This is a genomic window from Vibrio sp. Vb1018 (genome assembly GCF_033338775.1).
GTDB lineage: Bacteria > Pseudomonadota > Gammaproteobacteria > Enterobacterales > Vibrionaceae > Vibrio > Vibrio alginolyticus.
Map to the genome: position 1 here is coordinate 33,147 of NZ_JAWOTI010000022.1, position 18,736 is coordinate 51,882.

Sequence of the window (18,736 nt, forward strand, 5' to 3'; positions counted from 1 at the left end):
ATAATCCAAAGAAGATCCATGATCTTGTTGATCATTTTTAGGTTATCCACAGAAACGGTCGATCCTAATAGTAGATCTAATAAAAGATCATATATATAGATCTTATATATATTTATCTTGAAGCTTAAAACGGATAAAACGAGAAAACGTTTTTCTCTCTGGCATAAAGCAGGTAAAATACGGCTCCTTTATCTGTCCATTAAATCCCTTTGAATACCTGAGGTCAGTTCATGCTTTATCACGAAAACTTTGACGTCATTGTTGTCGGTGGCGGACACGCAGGAACGGAAGCCGCGCTCGCATCTGCACGCACAGGACAAAAAACGCTTCTCCTTACCCATAACATCGATACATTAGGCCAGATGTCTTGTAATCCGGCGATCGGTGGTATTGGTAAAGGTCACTTAGTAAAAGAAGTAGATGCTATGGGCGGTTTGATGGCTGAAGCCATCGACCATGCAGGTATTCAGTTTCGTACACTAAATGCCTCCAAAGGTCCTGCAGTACGAGCAACTCGAGCTCAAGCCGATCGCGCTCTGTACAAAGCGTACGTTCGTAATGCATTAGAAAATGCGCCTAACTTAACGTTGTTCCAGCAGTCAGTTGATGATCTGATTGTTGAACAAGATCGCGCAGTTGGTGTGGTAACTCAAATGGGACTTCGCTTCCATGCGAAAGCCGTTGTGCTAACCGTGGGTACCTTCCTTGGTGGTAAGATCCACATAGGTATGGAAAGCTCGTCTGGTGGTCGTGCCGGGGATCCACCATCGATCGCATTAGCGGATCGACTGCGTGAACTGCCGTTCCGTGTGGATCGTTTAAAAACAGGTACTCCACCGCGCATTGATGCTCGTACTGTTGATTTTTCAGTGCTAGAAGCTCAGCACGGTGATAACCCAACGCCTGTATTCTCGTTCATGGGCAAACGTGAACAGCATCCGCGTCAGATTCCATGTTTCATCACCCACACCAATGAACAAACTCACGATGTGATCCGCAGTAACTTGGATCGCAGTCCAATGTACGCAGGTGTGATTGAAGGTATTGGTCCTCGTTACTGTCCGTCTATTGAAGACAAAGTGATGCGTTTCGCTGACAAAAACAGCCACCAAATCTTCATTGAGCCAGAAGGCCTAACCACGCACGAGTTATACCCTAATGGTATCTCGACCAGCTTGCCATTTGATGTGCAAGTACAAATCGTGCGCTCAATGAAAGGGTTTGAAAATGCACACATCGTTCGCCCAGGTTATGCGATTGAATATGATTTCTTCGATCCACGTGATTTGAAGCAAACGTACGAGACGAAGTTCATCCATGGTTTGTTCTTTGCTGGCCAGATTAATGGCACGACTGGCTACGAAGAAGCCGCAGCGCAAGGCTTGATGGCCGGTCTAAATGCAAGCTTGTTTAGCCAAGACAAAGAAGGCTGGAGCCCACGTCGTGACCAAGCTTACATGGGCGTGTTGATTGATGACTTATCGACCATGGGTACCAAAGAGCCGTACCGCATGTTCACTTCTCGTGCGGAATACCGCCTGCTACTTCGTGAAGATAACGCCGATTTACGTTTAACGGAAAAAGCGCGCGAGCTAGGCTTGATTGATGATGTTCGTTGGGCTCGCTTTAACGAGAAAATCAACAATATGGAAACGGAGCGTCAGCGTTTGAAAGCAACGTGGATGAATCCGAAGTCAGAGGGTGTTGATGAGCTGAACAAGCTGCTGAAAACCCCAATGGCCCGTGAAGCGAGTGGTGAGGATCTTCTGCGTCGTCCAGAGATCACTTATTCGCAACTGACGCAACTTGAAGCGTTTGCTCCTGCACTTGAAGATCAGCAAGCGGCTGAGCAAGTTGAAATTCAAGTGAAATACGATGGTTACATCAAGCGTCAGCAGGAAGAGATCGAAAAATCACTGCGTCACGAAAATACCAAGTTACCTGCTGATTTGGATTACCGCGATGTAAAAGGTTTATCAAACGAAGTCGTTGCTAAACTGAGCGAGGCCAAACCAGAGAGCATCGGTATTGCATCACGCATTTCTGGTATTACGCCTGCTGCAATTTCTATTCTACTTGTTCACTTGAAAAAGCATGGTTTGCTGAAGAAAGGTGAGGAAGAATAATGAGCGCATTGCGAACAAAGCTGGATTCACTGATCGCGAAAACCGATTTGGAAGTGTCAGAACAGCAACGAGAGCAGTTAGTTGGTTATGTCGAACTGCTCGACAAATGGAACAAAGCGTACAATTTAACATCGGTACGTGATCCGCTTGATATGTTAGTGAAACATATTCTTGATAGTATCGTTGTAAGCGCACACCTGCCCGGTGAGCGCTTCATTGATGTTGGTACTGGTCCGGGGTTACCGGGCATCCCTTTGGCAATAATGAACCCTGAGAAAACCTTCTTTTTGCTCGACAGTCTTGGCAAACGCATTCGTTTTATCAAGCAAGTCGTGCACACATTAGGGCTGAAAAACGTGACACCAATTCAAAGTCGCGTCGAAGAATTCCAACCTGAAGAAAAATTTGATGGCGTTTTGAGTCGAGCTTTTGCTTCAATGACAGACATGGTGGAATGGTGCCACCATTTGCCGAAACAAGAGCACGGGGTGTTTCTAGCGCTGAAAGGACAGCACCCTAAAGATGAAATGGATCAGCTTCCTGAATGGTGCAGTGTGACAGAGATCATATCTTTGGCTGTTCCTGAGTTGGAAGGTGATCGTCATCTAGTAATCTTATCGCGCAAGGAAAATTAGCGAGGTAATCGTGGGTAAAATTGTAGCAATCGCCAACCAGAAAGGTGGGGTCGGCAAAACAACAACGTGCATTAACTTAGCGGCTTCGATGGCGGCAACAAAGCGCAAGGTTTTGGTGATCGATCTCGACCCGCAAGGCAATGCTACGATGGCCAGTGGCGTGGATAAGTATATGGTCGATGCCACCGCATACGATCTTTTGGTCGAAGATACACCGTTCGATCAAGTCGTTTGTACCCAAACAACAGGGAAGTATGATTTGATCGCGGCGAACGGAGACGTAACCGCGGCAGAAATCAAATTGATGGAAGTTTTCGCTCGTGAAGTGCGTCTAAAAAATGCATTGTCGTCAGTTCGCGATAACTATGATTTCATCTTTATTGATTGTCCTCCTTCTCTAAACCTTCTTACAATCAATGCGATGGCGGCAGCTGACTCTGTGCTGGTGCCGATGCAATGTGAATACTTTGCGTTAGAAGGTTTAACTGCTCTTATGGATACAATCAGCAAGTTAGCGGCTGTTGTGAATGAAAACCTAAAAATCGAAGGTTTATTGCGTACCATGTACGACCCACGCAACCGCTTATCGAATGAAGTATCCGATCAACTTAAAAAACACTTTGGGAATAAAGTTTACCGTACTGTCATTCCGCGTAATGTTCGTTTGGCTGAAGCGCCAAGTCACGGTAAGCCAGCAATGTACTACGATAAGTACTCCGCAGGTGCCAAAGCGTATCTTGCTCTAGCGGGCGAAATGCTCCGCCGCGAAGAAATCCCAGTTTAACTCTAACCTAAGGAATTCAATCCCATGTCTAAGCGTGGTCTCGGAAAAGGACTGGATGCGTTATTGTCGACCAGTTCGTTTGCTCGTGAAAAACAGCATATTGCATCGCATAGCCAAGAATTATCGGCAGACGGTGAGTTAACCGATTTAGCGATTGGTCAATTGCAGCCGGGCGTATACCAACCGCGTAAAGATATGGCGCCTGAAGCGCTAGAAGAACTAGCGGCTTCGATTCAATCACAAGGCATTATTCAACCAATCGTGGTTCGCCAGGTCGAAAATGGTCAGTTTGAGATCATCGCAGGTGAGCGCCGCTGGCGTGCTGCAAGGCAGGCGGGTTTAAAACGCGTGCCGTGTTTGGTGAAAAAAGTTGAAGATCGTGCCGCCATCGCCATGGCGTTGATTGAAAACATTCAACGTGAAGACTTGAATGTGATTGAGGAAGCCCAAGCGCTTGAACGTCTACAAGATGAATTCACGCTGACACATCAGCAAGTGGCCGATGTGATTGGTAAATCAAGAACGACGGTCAGTAACCTATTACGTCTGAATCAGTTGGAAGTTGATGTAAAAGGTCTGGTTGCAGATAAAAAATTGGAAATGGGTCATGCTCGAGCTCTGTTAGCGTTAGAAGGCGAACAGCAAGTCGAAGTAGCTCAACAAGTGGCTAAGAAGCAAATGACTGTTCGCCAAACCGAACAGTTAGTAAAAAAGTGCTTAGCCCCACAAAATGAGCAAAAAGGGCAACAAGAGGATACCGAAGCCGAGCAAATGTCGCATAAATTGAGTCAGCTGCTTGATGCAAAAGTTTCTCTTACCCGTTCTGCAAACGGAAAAGCGAAATTGACGATAAGTCTTGATGAGCCTCACAAATTGGACCAACTAATTGCCAAGCTTGAGGCCTAGATGAGATAATTGATTTAGGTCAATTAATCTAATTAATCGAATTTTGTGCGAAAGTTGTCGTTTTGTAAACAAAACTGTAAGTTTTTGATGCAATCGAATTGCTTTACGTTGAACTGAACGTATAATTTTCGCCAATTTCCCAGCACAGAGAGTTAAGTGCGAAGTGGATATTACTAGAGGTACGAATACATGGTAGCTGCGTTAGCTAGACCAGGACGAGAGCTCGCAAGGCAATTGTTAATGATCCAGTCTGGCGCGGTTATTTTTGTGGCAGCAGGAATGGCGGTAGCCATAAATCCTGACTGGGGATTTTCAGCGCTGATTGGCGGAGGCATTTTTGTTGTTGCCAATGCAGTATTCGCGCTGTGTGCTTTCATGTTTAGTGGAGCTCGCGCTGCCAAGCGCATCGCTGCTTCCTTCTATACGGGTGAAGTACTGAAAATTCTCATCACGGTTGCACTGTTCTATGTTGCCTACATGTATATGCAGGTGGAACTTGTTCCCCTCAAACTAACCTATTTGCTGGTACTAGGTATTAATATCTGTGCACCAGTGCTATTCATTAACAACAAAAAATAGGATGAGTTATGGCTGCGCCAGGTGAAGCGCTAACATCGTCCGGTTACATTGCCCACCACCTTTCTAACCTATCGCTATACAAGTTGGGTTTAGTAGGGTCGGAGACAAGTTTCTGGAACGTACATATCGATAGCCTGTTTTTTTCTTGGTTTACTGGTTTAATTTTCCTCGGAATTTTTTACAAAGTAGCAAAGAGAACAACAGCGGGTGTACCGGGTAAGCTTCAGTGTGCTGTAGAAATGATCGTTGAATTTGTCGCCGATAACGTCAAAGACACGTTCCATGGACGCAACCCACTGATCGCGCCTTTAGCACTGACTATCTTTTGTTGGGTATTTTTGATGAACGTGATGGACTTAGTTCCTATCGACTTCTTACCATACCCAGCAGAGCATTGGCTAGGTATTCCTTACCTTAAGGTTGTACCGTCTGCTGATGTGAATATCACCATGGCTATGGCTCTAGGCGTTTTTGCATTGATGATTTACTACAGCATCAAAGTAAAAGGTCTAGGTGGATTCGCAAAAGAACTTGCACTACATCCATTCAATCACCCACTGATGATTCCGTTTAACCTACTAATTGAAGTGGTATCGCTATTAGCGAAACCTCTATCACTTGGTATGCGTCTATTCGGTAACATGTTCGCGGGTGAGGTTGTATTCATTCTTTGTGCGGCAATGCTACCATGGTACTTACAATGGATGGGTTCACTACCGTGGGCAATCTTCCATATCTTGGTTATTACGATTCAAGCCTTCGTATTCATGATGTTGACAATTGTTTACCTGTCAATGGCACACGAAGATCCTGATCATTAATTTTTTTAAAGCTTTTTATTTGGGCACTAAGCCAACAACTATAAATTGGAGATAGTAATGGAAACTTTACTGAGCTTTTCTGCAATCGCCGTAGGTATTATCGTCGGTCTTGCTTCTCTTGGTACAGCGATTGGTTTCGCACTGCTAGGTGGTAAATTCCTAGAAGGTGCTGCACGTCAACCAGAAATGGCTCCTATGCTACAAGTTAAGATGTTCATCATCGCGGGTCTACTTGATGCGGTTCCAATGATCGGTATCGTAATCGCGCTACTATTCACTTTCGCAAACCCATTCGTTGGTCAACTAGGTTAATCACCTTTAACTCGGGACGGGCGATTATCGCTTGTCACTGATTAACACTAAGTCCAAATAGAGGGGTAGCTGTTGTGAACATAAACGCAACTCTGCTAGGTCAAGCAATCTCGTTCGCACTATTTGTGTGGTTCTGCATGAAGTATGTATGGCCACCATTGATGCAAGCGATCGAAGAGCGTCAGAAGAAAATTGCTGATGGTCTTCAAGCAGCAGAACGTGCTGCGAAAGACTTGGATCTAGCACAAGCCAACGCTTCTGATCAATTGAAAGAAGCGAAGCGCACAGCAACTGAGATCATCGAACAAGCGAACAAGCGTAAGTCTCAAATTCTTGATGAAGCTCGCGAGGAAGCTCAGGCAGAACGCCAGAAAATCCTAGCGCAAGCAGAAGCAGAACTTGAAGCTGAACGCAATCGTGCACGCGATGAGCTGCGCAAACAAGTTGCTACTCTGGCTGTAGCTGGTGCTGAGAAAATCCTTGAGCGTTCTATCGATAAAGATGCGCAAAAAGATATTCTCGACAACATTACTGCAAAACTTTAAGTCTGGGGGCGCATATGTCTGATTTGACTACTATCGCACGCCCCTATGCTAAAGCAGCCTTCGACTTTGCTTTAGAGAAAGACCAGTTGGACCAATGGGGCCAAATGTTATCTTTTGCTGCTGAAGTGGCCAAAAACGAACAAATGAACGAACTACTAACGGGTTCGGTTTCTGCTGACAAAATGGCAGAAATTTTTGTTGCAGTTTGCGGCGAACAAGTTGATGCGCACGGTCAAAACCTTTTGAAGGTAATGGCTGAGAATGGTCGTTTAGCGGCCCTTCCTGATGTTTGCACGGAGTTTTTTACTCTGAAAAAAGAACATGAGAAAGAAATTGATGTTGAAGTAATTTCAGCAACAGAGCTTTCTGATGAACAACTTGCAAACATTGGCAGCAAACTTGAAAAGCGTCTTGAACGCAAAGTGAAGCTGAATTGCAGTGTAGATGAGACCCTACTTGGTGGGGTTATTATTCGAGCCGGAGACCTAGTCATCGATGACTCAGCGCGTGGTCGTTTGAACCGCCTGAGCGATGCATTGCAGTCTTAATGGGGATTGGAGCATGCAACTTAATTCCACGGAAATTAGCGATCTGATCAAACAACGTATCGAATCTTTCGAAGTTGTTAGTGAAGCTCGCAACGAGGGTACTATCGTATCGGTAAGCGATGGTATCATCCGCATCCACGGCCTAGCGGACGTGATGCAAGGTGAAATGATTGAATTACCGGGTGGCCGTTATGCACTGGCACTTAACCTTGAGCGTGACTCGGTTGGTGCGGTTGTAATGGGCCCATATGCTGACCTTAAGGAAGGCATGAAAGTTACAGGTACTGGCCGCATTCTTGAAGTGCCAGTTGGTCCAGAACTACTAGGCCGCGTAGTAAATACGCTGGGTGAGCCTATCGATGGTAAAGGTCCAATCGAAGCGAAAATGACTTCGCCTGTAGAAGTGATCGCACCAGGTGTAATCGACCGTAAATCGGTAGACCAACCTGTGCAAACTGGTTATAAGTCAGTTGACTCAATGATCCCAATCGGTCGTGGTCAGCGTGAGCTTATCATCGGTGACCGTCAGATTGGTAAAACAGCACTGGCGATCGACGCGATCATCAACCAGAAAGACTCTGGTATTTTCTCTATCTACGTAGCAATCGGTCAGAAAGCATCGACTATCGCTAACGTTGTTCGCAAACTAGAAGAGCACGGCGCACTACAAAATACTATCGTTGTAGTTGCATCAGCTTCTGAATCTGCAGCGCTTCAATACCTAGCGCCTTACGCAGGTTGTGCGATGGGTGAATACTTCCGCGATCGCGGTGAAGACGCACTGATTGTTTACGATGATCTATCTAAGCAAGCGGTAGCTTACCGTCAGATCTCTCTACTACTTAAACGTCCACCAGGCCGTGAGGCATTCCCAGGTGACGTATTCTACTTACACTCGCGTCTACTAGAGCGTGCAGCTCGTGTAAACGAAGAGTACGTAGAGCGTTTCACTAACGGTGAAGTGAAAGGTAAGACTGGTTCTTTGACTGCTCTTCCTATCATCGAAACTCAAGCAGGTGACGTTTCAGCATTCGTACCGACTAACGTAATCTCGATTACCGATGGTCAGATCTTCCTACAAACTGAGCTATTCAACGCTGGTGTTCGTCCTGCTGTTGACCCTGGTATCTCAGTATCTCGTGTAGGTGGTTCAGCTCAGACGAAAATCATCAAGAAACTATCAGGTGGTATCCGTACAGCACTAGCTGCATACCGTGAACTAGCGGCATTTGCTCAGTTCTCTTCTGACCTTGATGACGCAACGAAGAAACAGCTAGACCATGGTCAAAAAGTTACAGAACTAATGAAGCAGAAGCAGTACGCTCCAATGTCTGTATTTGACCAAGCTCTAACTATCTTCGCGGCAGAGCGCGGTTACCTTGATGATGTAGAACTTAACAAAGTTCTAGATTTCGAGGCGGCTCTACTATCGTACGCTCGCGGTCAATACGCTGAACTAGCAGCTGAGATCGACAAGTCTGGCGCTTACAACGATGAAATCGAAGCTCAGTTGAAGAAACTGACTGACGACTTCAAAGCAACCCAAACTTGGTAATTAGGTCGGTGGCAGTTTCTGCCACCAACTAACGGAGAGTAACGATGGCCGGCGCAAAAGAGATACGTAATAAAATCGGTAGTGTTAAAAGCACTCAGAAAATTACGAAAGCGATGGAAATGGTAGCAGCTTCAAAAATGCGTCGTTCTCAAGATGCAATGGAAGCTTCTCGTCCATACGCTGAAACAATGCGTAAAGTGATCGGTCATGTGGCTAACGCAAACCTAGAGTACCGTCATCCGTACCTAGAAGAGCGTGAAGCTAAACGTGTTGGTTACATCATCGTTTCGACAGACCGTGGTCTGTGTGGTGGTTTGAACATTAACGTGTTCAAAAAAGCCGTTACAGACATGCAAGCATGGAGAGAGAAAGGTGCTGAGATTGAGCTAGCCGTTGTTGGCTCAAAAGCAACAGCTTTCTTTAAACATGGTGGCGCAAAAGTTGCGGCACAGGTTTCTGGTCTTGGAGATAATCCAAGCCTACAAGACCTAATCGGCTCTGTTGGCGTAATGCTGAAGAAATACGATGAAGGTGAACTGGACCGTCTATATGTAGTATTCAACAAGTTTGTTAATACTATGGTTCAGCAACCAACGATCGATCAATTGCTACCTTTGCCTAAATCGGACAGCGAAGAGATGCAGCGTGAGCATTCATGGGACTACATCTATGAGCCTGAACCAAAACCTCTACTGGATACGCTATTAGTGCGTTACGTAGAGTCTCAGGTATACCAAGGTGTGGTTGAGAACCTTGCTTGTGAGCAAGCGGCTCGAATGATTGCGATGAAGGCTGCAACGGATAACGCAACCAGTTTGATTGACGATTTGGAACTTGTGTACAACAAAGCCCGTCAGGCTGCGATTACACAAGAACTATCAGAAATCGTTGGTGGTGCAGCTGCGGTTTAAGCTTAGGTAAAACGAAATAGTTTAGAGGATTAACGATGGCTACAGGTAAGATCGTACAGATCATCGGTGCGGTAGTCGACGTAGAGTTCCCACAGAGCAATGTACCTAGTGTATATGACGCTCTAAACGTAACGGACTCAAAAGAGCGTCTAGTTCTTGAAGTTCAACAACAGCTAGGCGGTGGCGTAGTTCGTTGTATCGTAATGGGTAGCTCTGATGGTTTACGTCGTGGAGTAGAAGTGGTTAACACTGGCGCTCCAATTTCAGTACCAGTAGGTACTAAAACTCTAGGTCGTATCATGAACGTCCTAGGTGACGCGATTGACGAGCGTGGTGAAGTGGGTGCGGAAGAGGTTTACTCTATCCACCGTAGTGCACCAAGCTACGAAGAGCAATCAAACGAAATTGCACTTCTAGAAACGGGCGTTAAAGTAATCGACCTAATTTGTCCATTCGCTAAGGGTGGTAAAATCGGTCTATTCGGTGGTGCTGGTGTAGGTAAGACCGTTAACATGATGGAACTTATCAACAACATCGCACTACAGCACTCAGGTCTATCAGTATTTGCTGGTGTTGGTGAGCGTACTCGTGAAGGTAACGATTTCTACTACGAGATGCAGGAAGCGGGCGTTGTAAACGTTGAGAAGCCTGAAGAATCAAAAGTAGCGATGGTTTACGGTCAGATGAACGAGCCACCAGGTAACCGTCTACGTGTTGCACTGACTGGTCTAACAATGGCAGAGCGTTTCCGTGACGAAGGTCGTGACGTACTACTGTTCATTGATAACATCTACCGTTACACACTTGCAGGTACAGAGGTATCAGCACTACTAGGTCGTATGCCTTCTGCGGTAGGTTACCAGCCAACTCTTGCAGAAGAGATGGGTGTACTTCAGGAGCGTATCACGTCAACGAAATCAGGTTCTATCACGTCTGTACAGGCGGTATACGTACCAGCGGATGACTTGACTGACCCGTCTCCAGCAACAACGTTCGCGCACTTGGATGCAACGGTTGTACTTAACCGTAACATCGCTGCAATGGGTCTATACCCTGCGATCGACCCGCTAGATTCAACATCTCGTATGCTTGATCCACTAGTCGTTGGTCAAGATCACTACGAAGTTGCTCGTGGTGTTCAGCAGACTCTTCAGCGCTACAAAGAGCTGAAAGATATCATTGCTATCCTAGGTATGGACGAGCTATCTGAAGAAGATAAGCAAGTTGTATCTCGTGCACGTAAGATTGAGCGTTTCCTAACTCAGCCTTACCACGTAGCAGAAGTATTTACAGGTGACCCTGGTATTTACGTACCTCTAAAAGAGACTCTACGTGGCTTTAAAGGTCTACTAGCTGGTGAATACGACGACATTCCTGAGCAGGCATTTATGTACTGCGGTAGCATCGACGATGCTATTGAGAATGCGAAGAAGCTATAAGGCTAACTAGGAGGCGATATGGCAGCAATAACCTTTCACCTAGACGTAGTAAGCGCTGAGAAGAAAATCTTCTCTGGTCGTGTTGAAACGTTTCAGGTGACCGGTAGCGAAGGTGAACTTGGTATTTTCCATGGTCACACACCGCTGCTGACCGCTATCAAGCCTGGTATGGTGCGTATTGTGAAACAGCACGGCCACGAAGAAATTATTTATGTTTCTGGTGGTATGGTAGAGATTCAGCCTGGTACAGCGACTGTACTAGCTGATACAGCTATCCGTGGTGAAGAGCTAGACGCAGCGAAGGCAGAAGAAGCCAAACGCCGCGCTGAGGAGCAAATCCAGAATCAGCATGGTGACATGGACTTCGCACAAGCGGCCAGTGAACTGGCTAAAGCCATTGCTCAGCTACGAGTTATCGAGCTGACAAAAAAGCGTCGCTAAGCTCAATTAGCAACGTTGCATGAAAAAAGGCGGCCAATTGGTCGCCTTTTTGATTAATTTTAGTTGGAAATTTACCTTACTCCATTAACTATTTTAAAAGAGCTGTTTAAAATAACGGCCAATTAACATAAAACGTCAATAGGTTATCAATGAAATTCAGTGCTGTGATTCTTGCAGCGGGTAAAGGTACCCGTATGCATTCGAACATGCCTAAGGTGCTACACACTTTGGCAGGTAAGCCAATGGCAAAACATGTGATTGATACATGTACAGGTCTAGGTGCACAAAATATCCACTTGGTCTTTGGCCACGGTGGTGATCAAATGCAAACCACTCTTGCAGAAGAGCCTGTAAATTGGGTGCTTCAAGCGGAGCAGTTAGGGACAGGTCATGCGGTTGATCAAGCGTCTCCGAAGTTTGAAGACGATGAAAAAGTACTGGTGCTTTACGGTGATGTTCCACTGATTTCAGCTGAAACGATTGAAAACCTATTAGATGCACAGCCAACAGGCGGTATTGCACTACTAACAGTGATTCTAGATAACCCGACAGGCTACGGTCGTATTATCCGTAAGAATGGTCCTGTTGTGGCGATCGTTGAGCAAAAAGATGCAACAGAAGAACAAAAACAAATTAAAGAGATCAACACTGGCGTGATGGTTGCGACTGGTGGGGATCTTAAGCGTTGGTTGTCTGGCTTAAACAACAACAACGCACAAGGCGAATACTACCTAACTGACGTTATTGCAGCTGCACACGATGAAGGTCGTGCCGTTGAGGCAGTACACCCAGTCAATGCCATTGAGGTGGAAGGGGTCAACGACCGCGCACAGCTTGCTCGTCTAGAGCGTGCTTTCCAGTCAATGCAAGCTCAGAAACTACTAGAGCAAGGTGTCATGCTACGCGATCCAGCACGCTTTGATTTGCGTGGTGAGTTACAGTGCGGTATGGACTGTGAAATTGACGTGAATGTTATCATCGAAGGTAAAGTTTCACTGGGTGATAACGTGGTTATCGGTGCGGGTTGTGTACTGAAAGATTGTGAAATCGACGACAACACCATCGTTCGCCCTTACAGTGTGATTGAAGGTGCAACGGTTGGTGAAGAATGTACGGTTGGTCCATTTACTCGCCTTCGTCCTGGTGCTGAAATGCGTAACGATTCCCATGTGGGTAACTTCGTTGAAGTGAAAAATGCGCGCATCGGAGAAGGTTCAAAAGCGAACCACCTAACTTACTTAGGTGATGCAGAGATCGGCCAACGTACTAACATCGGTGCAGGTACTATCACTTGTAACTACGATGGTGCGAACAAGTTTAAAACCATCATCGGTAATGATGTTTTTGTTGGTTCTGATAGCCAGCTGGTGGCGCCTGTCACTATCGCTGATGGCGCAACCATCGGTGCAGGCACGACACTAACAAAAGATGTTGAAGAAGGTGAGTTAGTAATTACTCGCGTCAAAGAGCGCAAAATTACTGGCTGGCAGCGTCCTGTAAAACAGAAATAAACATTACCTGCACTCACTCTATCGCTATACTGTCAAAGCCGCTCAACAAGAGCGGCTTTGTTGTTTCTAGCTCTGGCTTCATCGTTAGTAGCTAGGAATAGCAATACGTTTTTCGAGCCAACGAACGGCTTGAGATACAAATAGGATGAGCAACAAGTACTCCAAAACGAGGAAGGTATAAATTTCTAGGGGTAAGTACTCATTCACCACCAGCTCATTAGCACGGCGAGTGAGATCGCTTAAACCAATCACACTGACTAAAGAACTCATCTTGAGGATGTAGACGAATTGATTGCCCAGTGGTGGGAGAATTTGCCGAAACGCTTGGGGAAGAATTACCAAGCGCATCTTTTGCCAATAGCTTAAGCCCAAAGATTCAGCCGCTTCATGCTGGCCACGGCTGATAGCTTGTATTCCACCGCGAAATACTTCCGCCATAAACGCGCTCTCAGCGATAGTCAGTGCAATAACACCCGCCCAAAAGTGATTGAGTGAGACATCCAATAGCGTAGGCATGCCGTAATACACCCAAAGTAGTAAGACTAAAACTGGCACTGAACGGATCACCTCGACATAAATACGGTTTATCCACTTCAGAGAGGCTGAGTCCGACAGAGCGGGTAACGCAACGATCAGGCCCAAGCTCATCGCAAATAACATACTGAGGAGTGATACCTGAATGGTGTCATTAAACCCAGCGATTAAAAACTTTAGATTGGTGAGCCCTTGATCCGTCGAAGGGTCAAGTACATACCAGCCCCATTGATAATCTGAACAACCAGTGAGTAATAGCAGTGAAAACAGCCATAGAGTTCGAAACGTCACATTTACTCCCTGAATTAACTAAAAAACTTCCTTTGTTGCTGCTATGTTATCAGTAGAGCTCTAATAAAGGTTAATTATTAAACCGTATAAGGTCATTATTTTTAAGGGAATAAAAATGAGAAAGATTTTACTAGTGCTAGGAATGTGTTTGCTTGCTGCGACTCAAGTCGCTCACGCTGAAAGCCGTCTTCAATCCATTTTAGACAATGGCGTACTCCGAGTTGGAACGACGGGAGATTGGAATCCGATGACGATGAAAGACCCCGCGACAAACAGTTATCGTGGCTTCGATATCGATGTAACAACAGAACTTGCTAAAGATCTCGGTGTAAAAGTGGAGTATGTGCCCACGGATTGGAAGACGCTAGTTAATGGCATTACCGCCAACAAATACGATATTACTGGCAGCGCATCTCTGAACATGTCTCGCGCGAAAGTAGCTGGATATAGCCAGCCATATTTCTACCTTGCCTTTGTACCTGTGGTGCAAAAGAAAGATCTCGCCAAATTCTCTGATTGGGCGGATTTTAATAAACCAGAAGTAAAAGTCGCGGCGACGTTAGGTACGGTACAAGAAAAAATGGTGAAAGAGTTCTTCCCGTCTGCTCAGCATATTGTTATTGAAGCGCCAGCGCGCGACTTCCAAGAACTACTAGCTCGCAGGGCCGATGTATCGGTGACGTCCAATGTGGAAGCAGCGACGTTGGTGGATAAGTTTAAACAATTGGCGATAGTGCCAGTGACCGCACCGCGTAAACCAACCCCAATTGCTATGTTGTTGCCGCAAGACGATCAAGTATGGATTAATTACATCAATCACTGGGTAGAGTTGAAAAAGACTCAAGGCTTTTTTAAGCAGACTGCCAAGAAATGGGGGTTGAAAAGCTTATAAACAGAAAGAGCCGCATTGCGCGGCTCTTTTTATTATCTGAACGATTAAAGTTCGTCTTCACTCACGACTCGGGCGTTGTCAGGAGTCGTAAAGTGCTTGGATAATTCGCGATTCGACAGAATGTATCCCATCCACAGCCCACCCATACAGATGATGATTGCGATGCCAGTAACCATCTGAGCTTGGCTTGCCATTGCGGCTACCAATGCACTTGAGAAGCTACTTACACAGATTTGCAGGCTGTTTTGCAGACCTGCTGCTGTTGCAGGGCTCTGTTGTGCGCTGGCCAGTGCACGGTTTACCACTATTGGGTACAGCGCGCCGTTAGCAACGGCAATCAAACAGAATGGCGCAAGAATAGGCCAAATCGATGACAGCTCCCACTGTGAAGCAATGAAAATCATTAATGCCGCGACACTAAATAGGCCAATCAGTTGGCGCAGAACCTTTTCATCACCAAATTTTCGAACGCCTACTTTACCTAAGTAGCCACCAGCCATAAACGCGATAGTTTGTGGGATAAAGCTCAAACCAATATCTTTTGCTTCGTAGCCCAGTTGCGCCATGATTTCTGGCATCCCTGTTAGGTAAGCAAAGAATGCAGCTGAAGCCGTCGCAAACATAAACACGTTGCCAAGGTATTTTTTAGAACTCAGCAGCGCTTTGATGTCGGCAGACATACTGGTTTGTTTGATTTCTGCTTTCTCGTCTTTTTGTGCCATGGTCGCAAAGACCAAAAAGACACCAACCAGTGTTAGCGTAATAAAGATACTGTGCCAGCCGAAGTTATCTGCCAACACAACCCCTAATTGAGGTGCTAGTGCTGGTGATAGCGCGACGAGTGGCATGATTGTCGCAAAAATTTGTTGGCTACTGCTTGAGTAGCGTTTAATGACCATAGCCTGCCAGATCACGGCTGGTGCACACACACCGATAGCTTGGATAAAGCGCAGTGTGAGTAGTTGCCATACTTGATCACAGAAAGCCAAACCGAATGACGCGATAGTAAATAGCACCAACCCGGCTGCGAGTGTATTACGATGGCCAAATTTATCGGATGCCAATCCCCACATTAGCTGGCCAATCGCCATACCAACGAGGAATACCGTTAAAGAGAGCGCAATTTGCTCAGGGCCTGTTGCAAAGTCGATTTCCATCGCTTTGAATGCTGGCAGATACATATCGGTAGCAACGAAGCCAAGCATCGATAATGCTGCCAGATAAATGAGCTGTAGTTTTGAGATTTTCATGATTCAACCAGTCAAATTATTTAATCATTTTTTAATCAAAATCAGTTGGCGCCAACCCTGATTTATTTACCTTATTATTCTATTTTTCGATTTTGAGAAAATAAAACGCTAAAATTGTTGGTTATCAATCAAATTTTTTGAAAGGTTAAATCATGTTCTCTAAAGCGTCTTTGGAAATGCTGGATACGGTTGCCCGTTTAGGCAGTTTCACCGCTGCGGCTGAGGTATTGCATAAAGTCCCCTCAGCCATCAGCTATGGAGTAAGGCAGGTCGAGCAAGATTTAGATGTGGTGCTGTTTCGACGTTTACCAAGGAAAGTCGAGCTAACTCCAGCGGGTGAACTTTTTATGGCCGAGGCGCGCTCTTTGCTGCGTCAAATGGAAGAGGTGAAAGCACAAACGCGGCGAGCGGCTCAAGGATGGAAAAGCACGTTAAAGCTGACCTTAGATAACGTGGTGAAGTTAGAAAAACTCAAACCTTTGGTGGAAGATTTCTATCGCGAGTTTGAATTTGCTGAATTGCAGATCAATATGGAGGTCTTCAATGGTTCTTGGGAAGCCATAGCACAAGGTCGAGCTGACATTGTCGTTGGCGCGACATCTGCGGTTCCCGTTGGGGGAGATTTTGAAGTCAAAGATATGGGCGTATTAGATTGGGCATTTGTAATGTCACCCGCTCATCCTTGCGTTCGACAACAAGTGCTTACTGAAGAGTTTGTGAGTCAATTTCCGGCGATCTGTCTTGATGATACTTCGAACGTGCTGCCAAAACGCCATACTGGCCATTATCCGCAACAGCGCCGATTATTATTGCCCAATTGGTATAGTGCGATTGAATGTTTAAAAAATGGGGTGGGCGTGGGTTACATGCCACGTCATATTGCAACACCCTTAATCAATGATGGTGTGCTGGTGGAGAAGGTCATGCCGGATGATAAACCGCTCAGTCACTGCTGCTTAGTATGGCGCAAAGATGATAATCATAAATTGATCCAGTGGATGGTGGACTATCTTGGGTCGCCTAATCAGCTACATAAAGATTGGTTACAGTCATAAAAACACCTCGCTAATGCGAGGTGTTGTCTTTGATATATTTGAAATGTGGCGTTTTATGACAAGAAAAACTTATACGATGGGTTGTCTGTCTCGTCTTTGCATTGATAGCCAAGTTCACGTAAATGTGCAGAAAACTGAGCTAAATCGCTTTCATCTAACTCGAAACCACATAAAACACGTCCGTAGTCAGCGCCGTGGTTACGGTAGTTGAACAAGCTGATATTCCAATGAGTACCGAGTGTGCTTAAGAACTTGAGTAGCGCTCCCGGATATTCTGGGAATTCAAAGCTGTATAGGCGCTCTTTAAGCGGCTTAGACGGCTTACCACCAATCATGTAGCGCACGTGCAGCTTCGCCATTTCATCATCAGACAAATCAACCACTGGGTAGCCACCATCACGTAAGTCGTGAATGATATGTTCTAGCTCTTCCTGACCGCCTTGCAAACGCACACCGACAAAGATATTTGCCAATGCGTCATCGTTGTAGCGGTAGTTAAACTCCGTTACGGCGCGGCCGCCAATGAGGTTACAGAACTCAAAGAAGGCACCTTGACGCTCAGGAATGGTGACGGCAAGCAAACCTTCACGTTTCTCACCAAGCTCGCAACGCTCAGAAACATAACGTAAGCCATGGAAGTTAGTGTTGGCACCAGACAGCACAGTACCTAAATTCTTACCTTGCAGTTTGTTTTGCTCAGCAAACTTCTTCAAACCCGCCAGAGCAAGCGCCCCCGAAGGCTCAGCAATGGCGCGAGTGTCTTCAAAGATGTCTTTTACTGCTGCGCAGATTTCATCGCTAGAGACTGCAATATGGCCATCAATGTACTTTTGGCATAGACGAAACGTCTCTTCACCAATGCGTTTTACTGCAACGCCATCGGCAAACATGCTGACCTGGTCTAATACTACTGGTTCACCTGCATCCAATGCCGCTTTGAGGCATGAAGAATCTTCTGGCTCGACCGCAATCACTTTGATTTCTGGCATGAGCTGCTTCACGAGTACCGCAACACCGGCAGCCAAACCGCCACCACCGACAGGGACGAAGATGTAATCAAGGTGACCATTTTGCTGCAGCATTTCCATGCCTATGGTGCCTTGACCTGCAATCACCAGTGGGTGATCGAAAGGAGGGACAAATGTGTACCCATGCAGATCAGAAAGGCGTTCCGCTTCCGCTTTTGCCTCATCAAAGTTGCTGCCGTGCAGCACTACATTGCCACCGAAGCCACGTACCGCATCGACTTTGATGTCTGGTGTGGTTTTGGGCATCACGATGGTGGTCTTGATGCCTAGCTTAGTACCAGAGAGCGCCATGCCTTGAGCGTGGTTACCTGCCGATGCTGCAATGACACCAGCGGCTTTTTGTGCTTCAGATAAACTCGCCACCATGTTGTATGCACCGCGCAATTTGAACGAGTGTACGGGTTGGCGATCTTCACGCTTGATCTGCACGTTATTCCCGATACGTGCAGATAAACGAGGCATTTCTTGCAGTGGCGTCACTGTTGCTACTTCATAAACAGGTGCGCGAAGGATTTGGCGCAGATAATCTGCGCCAGTTTGGTTCACTTGTTTTTCGGGTTGAGCTTCCATCAT

19 protein-coding genes are annotated in these 18,736 nt (G+C 46.0%); 16 read left to right on the forward strand and 3 right to left on the reverse strand.

The genetic code is table 11. The features are described from left to right. The first annotated feature begins 230 nt into the window (after positions 1-230). The 14 genes from mnmG (at position 231) to glmU (ending at position 13,113) form a co-directional block, all read left to right on the forward strand. Complete coding sequence (gene mnmG / locus R7Z10_RS19420; RefSeq protein WP_005378901.1) at positions 231-2,126, forward strand: tRNA uridine-5-carboxymethylaminomethyl(34) synthesis enzyme MnmG; 1,896 nt, start codon at positions 231-233, stop codon at positions 2,124-2,126. Beyond that, positions 2,126-2,761, forward strand: a complete 636-nt coding sequence (gene rsmG / locus R7Z10_RS19425) for a 16S rRNA (guanine(527)-N(7))-methyltransferase RsmG (protein ID WP_005378902.1) — start codon at positions 2,126-2,128, stop codon at positions 2,759-2,761. Before mnmG ends, rsmG begins: the two co-directional genes overlap by 1 nt. A 10-nt stretch (positions 2,762-2,771) precedes the next feature. After that, positions 2,772-3,545: a ParA family protein gene (locus tag R7Z10_RS19430; RefSeq protein WP_005383838.1), complete on the forward strand. Its 774-nt coding sequence runs from the start codon at positions 2,772-2,774 to the stop codon at positions 3,543-3,545. 24 nt (positions 3,546-3,569) lie between these two features. Continuing rightward, positions 3,570-4,451, forward strand: coding sequence for a ParB/RepB/Spo0J family partition protein (locus R7Z10_RS19435; protein ID WP_005383840.1), 882 nt, complete (start codon positions 3,570-3,572; stop codon positions 4,449-4,451). A gap of 189 nt (positions 4,452-4,640) precedes the next feature. Then, positions 4,641-5,030: a F0F1 ATP synthase subunit I gene (locus R7Z10_RS19440; RefSeq protein WP_005378921.1), complete on the forward strand. Its 390-nt coding sequence runs from the start codon at positions 4,641-4,643 to the stop codon at positions 5,028-5,030. An 8-nt stretch (positions 5,031-5,038) separates the two neighbouring features. Further along, entirely contained in the window at positions 5,039-5,851 is an 813-nt protein-coding gene (gene atpB, locus R7Z10_RS19445) for a F0F1 ATP synthase subunit A (RefSeq protein ID WP_005378922.1), read from the forward strand. Between the two features lie 57 nt (positions 5,852-5,908). After that, positions 5,909-6,163, forward strand: a complete 255-nt coding sequence (atpE, locus tag R7Z10_RS19450) for a F0F1 ATP synthase subunit C (RefSeq protein ID WP_002540812.1) — start codon at positions 5,909-5,911, stop codon at positions 6,161-6,163. 74 nt (positions 6,164-6,237) lie between these two features. Further along, positions 6,238-6,708, forward strand: a complete 471-nt coding sequence (atpF, locus tag R7Z10_RS19455) for a F0F1 ATP synthase subunit B (RefSeq protein WP_005378929.1) — start codon at positions 6,238-6,240, stop codon at positions 6,706-6,708. Positions 6,709-6,722: 14 nt separating this feature from the next. Continuing rightward, entirely contained in the window at positions 6,723-7,256 is a 534-nt protein-coding gene (atpH, locus tag R7Z10_RS19460; RefSeq protein WP_017635596.1) for a F0F1 ATP synthase subunit delta, read from the forward strand. A gap of 13 nt (positions 7,257-7,269) precedes the next feature. After that, the gene (atpA, locus tag R7Z10_RS19465; RefSeq protein WP_005378931.1) at positions 7,270-8,811 is read left to right on the forward strand and encodes a F0F1 ATP synthase subunit alpha; all 1,542 of its coding nucleotides are present in this window, start codon (positions 7,270-7,272) and stop codon (positions 8,809-8,811) included. 44 nt (positions 8,812-8,855) lie between these two features. Beyond that, a complete protein-coding gene (atpG, locus tag R7Z10_RS19470; RefSeq protein WP_005378932.1) occupies positions 8,856-9,722 on the forward strand; it encodes a F0F1 ATP synthase subunit gamma in 867 nt (288 codons plus the stop codon). Between the two features lie 35 nt (positions 9,723-9,757). After that, on the forward strand, positions 9,758-11,161 hold the full coding sequence (gene atpD, locus R7Z10_RS19475) for a F0F1 ATP synthase subunit beta (RefSeq protein WP_005383849.1): 1,404 nt from the start codon (positions 9,758-9,760) through the stop codon (positions 11,159-11,161). 18 nt (positions 11,162-11,179) lie between these two features. Beyond that, complete coding sequence (locus tag R7Z10_RS19480; RefSeq protein ID WP_005378937.1) at positions 11,180-11,602, forward strand: F0F1 ATP synthase subunit epsilon; 423 nt, start codon at positions 11,180-11,182, stop codon at positions 11,600-11,602. A 149-nt stretch (positions 11,603-11,751) separates the two neighbouring features. Beyond that, positions 11,752-13,113 (forward strand): bifunctional UDP-N-acetylglucosamine diphosphorylase/glucosamine-1-phosphate N-acetyltransferase GlmU, encoded by a 1,362-nt coding sequence (glmU, locus tag R7Z10_RS19485; protein ID WP_053304044.1) that lies wholly within the window; start codon positions 11,752-11,754, stop codon positions 13,111-13,113. An 84-nt stretch (positions 13,114-13,197) separates the two neighbouring features. Here glmU and R7Z10_RS19490 read toward each other — a convergent pair whose 3' ends face one another. Beyond that, positions 13,198-13,938 carry an amino acid ABC transporter permease gene (locus tag R7Z10_RS19490; protein WP_005383852.1) on the reverse strand — a complete coding sequence of 247 codons (741 nt, stop codon included), beginning with the start codon at positions 13,936-13,938 and terminating at the stop codon, positions 13,198-13,200. Between the two features lie 115 nt (positions 13,939-14,053). Here R7Z10_RS19490 and R7Z10_RS19495 point away from each other — a divergent pair, with 115 nt between their 5' ends. Next, positions 14,054-14,830, forward strand: coding sequence for a transporter substrate-binding domain-containing protein (locus tag R7Z10_RS19495; protein WP_005378944.1), 777 nt, complete (start codon positions 14,054-14,056; stop codon positions 14,828-14,830). Between the two features lie 44 nt (positions 14,831-14,874). On the opposite strand, the gene punC is transcribed toward R7Z10_RS19495, so the two are convergent. Further along, complete coding sequence (gene punC, locus R7Z10_RS19500; RefSeq protein ID WP_005378946.1) at positions 14,875-16,080, reverse strand: purine nucleoside transporter PunC; 1,206 nt, start codon at positions 16,078-16,080, stop codon at positions 14,875-14,877. A gap of 152 nt (positions 16,081-16,232) precedes the next feature. On the opposite strand from punC, the gene punR reads away from it, so the two are divergent. Continuing rightward, the gene (gene punR, locus R7Z10_RS19505) at positions 16,233-17,135 is read left to right on the forward strand and encodes a DNA-binding transcriptional activator PunR (protein ID WP_017821565.1); all 903 of its coding nucleotides are present in this window, start codon (positions 16,233-16,235) and stop codon (positions 17,133-17,135) included. 53 nt (positions 17,136-17,188) lie between these two features. On the opposite strand, the gene ilvA is transcribed toward punR, so the two are convergent. Then, positions 17,189-18,736, reverse strand: coding sequence for a threonine ammonia-lyase, biosynthetic (gene ilvA, locus R7Z10_RS19510; protein ID WP_017635600.1), 1,548 nt, complete (start codon positions 18,734-18,736; stop codon positions 17,189-17,191).

Coding starts and splice junctions, on each gene's coding strand:
- mnmG (WP_005378901.1), top strand. CDS start 231: ATGCTTTATCACGAAAACTTTGACGTCATTGTTGTCGGTGGCGGACAC.
- rsmG (WP_005378902.1), top strand. CDS start 2,126: ATGAGCGCATTGCGAACAAAGCTGGATTCACTGATCGCGAAAACCGAT.
- R7Z10_RS19435 (WP_005383840.1), top strand. CDS start 3,570: ATGTCTAAGCGTGGTCTCGGAAAAGGACTGGATGCGTTATTGTCGACC.
- R7Z10_RS19440 (WP_005378921.1), top strand. CDS start 4,641: ATGGTAGCTGCGTTAGCTAGACCAGGACGAGAGCTCGCAAGGCAATTG.
- atpB (WP_005378922.1), top strand. CDS start 5,039: ATGGCTGCGCCAGGTGAAGCGCTAACATCGTCCGGTTACATTGCCCAC.
- atpE (WP_002540812.1), top strand. CDS start 5,909: ATGGAAACTTTACTGAGCTTTTCTGCAATCGCCGTAGGTATTATCGTC.
- atpH (WP_017635596.1), top strand. CDS start 6,723: ATGTCTGATTTGACTACTATCGCACGCCCCTATGCTAAAGCAGCCTTC.
- atpA (WP_005378931.1), top strand. CDS start 7,270: ATGCAACTTAATTCCACGGAAATTAGCGATCTGATCAAACAACGTATC.
- atpG (WP_005378932.1), top strand. CDS start 8,856: ATGGCCGGCGCAAAAGAGATACGTAATAAAATCGGTAGTGTTAAAAGC.
- atpD (WP_005383849.1), top strand. CDS start 9,758: ATGGCTACAGGTAAGATCGTACAGATCATCGGTGCGGTAGTCGACGTA.
- R7Z10_RS19480 (WP_005378937.1), top strand. CDS start 11,180: ATGGCAGCAATAACCTTTCACCTAGACGTAGTAAGCGCTGAGAAGAAA.
- glmU (WP_053304044.1), top strand. CDS start 11,752: ATGAAATTCAGTGCTGTGATTCTTGCAGCGGGTAAAGGTACCCGTATG.
- R7Z10_RS19495 (WP_005378944.1), top strand. CDS start 14,054: ATGAGAAAGATTTTACTAGTGCTAGGAATGTGTTTGCTTGCTGCGACT.
- punC (WP_005378946.1), bottom strand. CDS start 16,080: ATGAAAATCTCAAAACTACAGCTCATTTATCTGGCAGCATTATCGATG.
- punR (WP_017821565.1), top strand. CDS start 16,233: ATGTTCTCTAAAGCGTCTTTGGAAATGCTGGATACGGTTGCCCGTTTA.
- ilvA (WP_017635600.1), bottom strand. CDS start 18,736: ATGATGGAAGCTCAACCCGAAAAACAAGTGAACCAAACTGGCGCAGAT.